Source organism: Microvirga sp. P5_D2 (genome assembly GCF_054049475.1).
On sequence record NZ_JBFUMH010000296.1, the window covers coordinates 1 to 3,391 of the forward strand.

A 3,391-nucleotide genomic window follows, 5' to 3' on the forward strand; every position below is an offset into this window, starting at 1 on the left:
GGCCTTGCACGTGCCGGACACCATCACCCTTTTGCCGCTGCCGTCGGCGTCACCCCAACTGAACCCGGTGGAGCGGGTCTGGCTGTACCTGCGTGAGCGCTATCTCTCGCATCGCGTGCTTGATGACTATGACGCGGTGTTGGAGGCCGTCTGCCACGCCTGGAACCGTCTCCTCGACGAGACAGGCCGTCTCACAACATTGACGGCTTACCCATATCTCACCGCGTCACCAATTCCCTGAACGGGYATCAATACCTCAATAACCGCATTGAGCAGGATCACCGYGCCATCAAACTCCGCGTGCGATCAATGCTCGGCTTCAAGTCCGCTGACAGTGCACGCGTGATCTTGGGTGGGATCGAGTTGGTTCATATGCTGCGCAAACAGCAGGCGAAATATGCCTGCAGTCAGCAGCTATCGCTCGCCGAGCAGTTTTACCTGCTCGCCGCATAAGGGCAGTACGGTGCATCTGCTGCTTTCTCGCCCCTGTTCCGGGTTTGCGACAGAACCCCCGAGTTCGGTCACACGGCGGCGCTATTCCGACGCTCCAGTTCGACAAAGAGACCGCTGTGGTCGAGGTCTCCTGCGCTCTCGATGAGGCCCCGCATAAGATCAGCCGTGATGTTCGTGTAGGGCAGCGCGTTCATTGAGATGCACTTTGAGGCGTCAATGGCGTTGTCGAGATCCTTCAGATGCGTGACGGTGCGCCCTTTGGTCACGAAATCCCGCTCTACCATGCGCTGACCGTGGAGTTCGAGCACGCGGCTTTCGGCAAAGCCACCTCTTAGAGCCTCCCGCACCTTTGCCGGATCGGCTCCCCCACGCTCTGCGAGCAGCAAGGCCTCTGCAACGGCACCGATGGTGACGCCGACGATGATCTGGTTAGCGAGCTTCGCAAGCTGACCCGATCCATGCGGTCCCACATGAACGGGCCGGCCCATGACGCGCAGCACTGCTTCCACACGGGCGAATATGTCGCCATTGCCACCCGCCATGATCGCTAGGGTGCCCTGCTCCGCCCCGACTGTACCACCGGAGACCGGCGCATCGATGTGGTGCACGCCACGGTCCGATAGGCGCTGCGCATGGTCCTGGGCCTCTGCAGGTTTGATGGAGCTCATGTCTACGACGATGCTGCCGGGGCGCAGGGCCTCCGCGACACCCTGATTGAACAGCACATCGGTGACAATCGTGCCATTCTCCAGCATGAGGATCACGGTGTCAGCATCGTGAACGGCCTCGGATGCGGTGTCGGCGACGAAAGCCCCGCAAGGTGACAGCGCCTCAGCTTTTTCCCGCGAACGGTTCCAGACTGTGAGCGGATGATCCGCCTCGAGAAGCCTCTTCGCTTGGCGAGCTCCCATGAGACCAATACCGAGGAATGCAATCTTGCCTGAGCGGGACGTCATCTCAAGTTCTCCATCACTCGGCGGTTTCAATGATGTGCGGTCTCGCAGGCTTGGCGCCGGTCAGTCTTCCAGCCAGCCTGCTCAGCAACGGCCAGAGAGCCAGCAGTAGACCGATGGTGATCAGCGTCCCGACGAGCCCGTTCGACCAGAAGATCGACAGGGATCCTCTCGACATGATCATTGACTGCCGGAAGGCGTCTTCCGCTTTGTCGCCGAGCACCATCGCCAGCACGAGCGGCGCGATTGGATAGTCGAGCTTCTTGAACAGATATCCTGCCAGTCCAAAGGCCAGGGCCAGCCAGAGATCGAACGGACGGCCCGCGACGGTATAGGCGCCGATGAAGCAGACCACCACGATGACTGGACCGATGATCGCAAATGGGATGCGCAGGATGGAAGCGAAGATCGGGATCGTGGTCAGCACGACGGTCACGGCGACGATGTTGCCGAGATACATGCTCGCGATGAGGCCCCAAACGAAATCCGGACGCTCGATGAACAGCATGGGGCCTGGGTTCAGGCCCCAGATCATCAATCCTCCCATCATCACGGCCGCAGTCGCGGAACCAGGAACGCCGAGAGCGAGCATCGGAAGGATAGCGCTGCTGCCAGCCGCGTGGTCTGCGGTCTCGGGAGCCACAACGCCTTCCGGCTCGCCCTTGCCGAAATTCTCCTTTCGGCGGGACAGACGCTTGGCAAGTCCATAGCTCATGAAGGAGGCAGCAGTCGGACCGCCGGGCGTGATACCCATCCAGCATCCGATCGCACTGCTGCGCAGCAGGGTGACCCAGTAACGCGGCAATGTCGCGATGGTCTTAAGAACGTCCCGCGGGCTGACACGCGCCCGGATGCCATCGAAGCGCAGCCCCTCCTCCATAGTGAGCATGAGCTCGCCGATGCCAAACAAGCCGATCACAGCGATCAGGAAGCTGATGCCGCTCAGAAGCTCATTGAAGCCGAAGGTCAGGCGCAGTCCGCCCGAGACAGAGTCCATGCCGACAGCAGCAAAAGCGAAGCCGAGACCGAGAGAGATTACCGTCTTGAACGGCGACGTTCCGCCCAATCCGACGAAGCTGGCGAAAGCCAGGAAGTAGACTGCAAAATACTCCGGCGAGCTGAAGCGGAGGGCGAATTTCGCAACCCAGCTCGAAAGAACAGTGATCAGGATAATACCCACCAGCGCACCGAAACCTGCCGAGAGGAACGCGAGCGTCAAGGCCTGAGTAGCTTGCCCCTGCTTGGCCATCGGGTAACCGTCGAACGTTGTCGCGACGGACGATGGCTCACCTGGAATGTTGAAGAGAATGGATGTGGTGGATCCTCCGAATAGCGCGCCCCAATACATGCTGGTGAGCAGAATGATCGCCGAAACCGGATCCATCGTGAACGTCAGCGGCAGGAGCAGCGAAACGCCGTTAGGCGCACCGAGGCCTGGAAGGACACCGACGAGAATTCCGAGAAGGACACCGATCATCATCAGTGCAACGTGATAGGTCGTCAGCGCAACGCCGAAGCCGTCCACGAGTGATGCAAAATTTTCCACGGCCTATCTCCGTCAAGCAGTTGGAGTGTTCAGTAAAGGCCCAATACACTTTCCAGCGGCCCTTTCATGAGGGGCACTTGGAACGCATATTCGAGAATTAGATAAAAGAAGATCGCAGCGACGACGCCGGAAAGGGCGGAGACGATGAGCGAATAGCCGCCCTGTCGCCACATGACGCAGGTCAGGTAGAGAGCCGTCGCTACGTAAAGTCCCAGGAACATGGCCATGATGACGAAGACGGCAATTGGACCCAGGAAGGAAGCCACGCGCCCCGCTCGTACACGGTCAAGGAAGACTTCCTGTAAATCGTGCCTGCCCTTAACCGATTGGATCAAAGTGCCCACGCTCGCGCCGATGATCAAAAGGCCCATGTAGAAAGGGAAAGCTCCGGATTCAGGGCCCGCGTCGCCCCAGCCAATCCCGAATTCGAGTGCGCCAA

3 protein-coding genes and 2 pseudogenes are annotated in these 3,391 nt (G+C 59.8%); 2 read left to right on the plus strand and 3 right to left on the minus strand.

The genetic code is table 11. The annotated features are described in order from the left end of the window. Nucleotides 1-241: pseudogene (locus tag ACXJKO_RS30715) on the plus strand (IS630 family transposase); the annotation flags it as partial. A gap of 8 nt (nt 242-249) precedes the next feature. After that, nucleotides 250-453 (plus strand): annotated as a pseudogene (locus ACXJKO_RS30720) (DDE-type integrase/transposase/recombinase); the annotation flags it as partial. A gap of 68 nt (nt 454-521) precedes the next feature. On the opposite strand, the gene ACXJKO_RS30725 reads toward ACXJKO_RS30720, so the two are convergent. The 3 genes from ACXJKO_RS30725 to ACXJKO_RS30735 all read right to left on the minus strand — a co-directional run. Then, complete coding sequence (locus ACXJKO_RS30725) at nt 522-1,409, minus strand: NAD(P)-dependent oxidoreductase (protein WP_457094801.1); 888 nt, start codon at nt 1,407-1,409, stop codon at nt 522-524. A 13-nt stretch (nt 1,410-1,422) separates the two neighbouring features. Next, nucleotides 1,423-2,952 carry a tripartite tricarboxylate transporter permease gene (locus ACXJKO_RS30730; RefSeq protein ID WP_457094802.1) on the minus strand — a complete coding sequence of 510 codons (1,530 nt, stop codon included), beginning with the start codon at nt 2,950-2,952 and terminating at the stop codon, nt 1,423-1,425. A 29-nt stretch (nt 2,953-2,981) separates the two neighbouring features. Next, nucleotides 2,982-3,391: tripartite tricarboxylate transporter TctB family protein (locus ACXJKO_RS30735; RefSeq protein ID WP_457094803.1), on the minus strand; the 410-nt coding region annotated here is incomplete at its 5' end.